Source organism: Actinoplanes couchii (assembly GCF_016862075.1).
Lineage (GTDB): Bacteria > Actinomycetota > Actinomycetes > Mycobacteriales > Micromonosporaceae > Actinoplanes > Actinoplanes couchii.
In genome coordinates, this window is the sequence record NZ_BOMG01000016.1 from 1 (window position 1) to 1,589 (window position 1,589).

General features: G+C 66.7%; 1 pseudogene. It reads right to left on the bottom strand.

From position 1 onward, the window contains the following. Window positions 1-1,589, bottom strand: a pseudogene (locus Aco03nite_RS04015) (hypothetical protein); the annotation flags it as partial.

A 1,589-nucleotide genomic window follows, 5' to 3' on the forward strand; every position in this document is an offset into this window, starting at 1 on the left:
GAGGTCCGGGGTGGCGCTCTTGGCCGGCTCAGCGTCGAGGTCCGGGGTGGCGCTCTTGGCCGGCTCAGCGTCGAGGTCCGGGGTGGCGCTCTCGATCGGCTCGGCCTCGATCTCCGAGGTGGCGCTCTCGGCCGGCTCGGCCTCGAGATCCGGCACGGTCACCTCAGTTGCTTCAACCTTCAGGTCAGGCGCACCAATATCGGCCAGCTCGTCTGCGTCTGCCTTGGTCAACTCGCCCTCAGCAACCGGCGCAGTACTTCCGTCCGCCCCGATCTCAGCGGCCGTTCCGACGCCCTCAACCAGATCAAGTTCGATGACCAGCGCGCCGACCTCGGTGTCGTGCTCCTTGCCGACATCAGAGGCCAGAACGCTTTCCTCGTCCTTCTTTACGGCCTCACCGGCCAGCACGTCGGCCTCGGCCTCGTCGTTCTCTTCGATCGCAGTGCCCGGTGCGCTGTCCTGGGCCTCGTCATTCTCAACCGCAGCGGCTAGCGCGCCGTCCTGATCCTGTTGCTTCCCTTCGACCTCAGCAGCCAGCGCGTTGTCCTCGACCGGCTCAGCTCCGGCACTTCGGTCGACGTCCCCCAGCAGCGAGACATCCGCGGCGAGGTCGGCGTCCTCAGTAAGTGCGGTGTCTGTAACGAGGCCGGTGTCCGTGGCAGGGGCAGTTCCCGCACCGACTGTGGCACCCCCACCGACCGTGGCATCCCCACTGGGCGTGGCATCCACACTGGGCGTGGCGTCCGCGACGGCGGTGGTATCCGTGATGGATGCGGCTGCGGTGATCGCTTCGGCCTCGTCCCGCGGTGCTACCTCGCCCGACGTGGTGGTGTCCCAAGCTGGTTCGTGGTCTGCCGTCGATGCGGCGTCAGGAACGGACAACGACCCAAGAACCGGCATGACTGTCGAAGGCCGGTCAACCTGATCTGCCGACTCAACCGGATCTGTCGGCGTGATGTCCTCGGCGCTGCCAAGAGAGGGCTCCGGCACGAACTGGGATGCGCCCACAAGATCGGAGGCCGACACCTGATCGTTGTCGGGCTCGGTCTCCAGCGCAGTCCCAACGCCGGTCTCAGTCCCGGTCCCGGACGCGGTCCCAGTCTCGGTTTCGGCCTTGGATGCGGTCTCGGCCTCGGGGAAGTCGGAGGCATCCGTGTCGGCCTCGTGGTCGGCATCCTCGACCTGTACCGCCTCGTGGTCGGCGTCCTCGATCTGTACCGCCTCGGCCTCCGTGCTTAGGCCGATCTCGTGGCCGGCCTCAAGAACAGCGCTAGGTTCGCGAGCGCCGCTAGTTCCGCTAGCAGTGCTCGCTGACGGAGCGGCGCTAGTTTCGGGCTCAGCGTCAGTTTCGGGCTCAGCGCTAGGTTCGGTGTCAGTGCTAGATGTTCTAGCGGCGCTAGTTTCGAGGTCGACGCTAGCTTCCGGAGCGGTGGTGGGTTCCGACGTAGCGAGGCTGGCATCCGGGTCGGTGCTGGTCTCGGGAACTGGACCGGCTTCGGGAACTGGGCTGGTCTCGGGAACTGGGCTGGTCTCGGGAACTGGGCTGGTCTCGGGAACTGGGCTGGTCTCGGGAACTGGGCTGGTCTCGG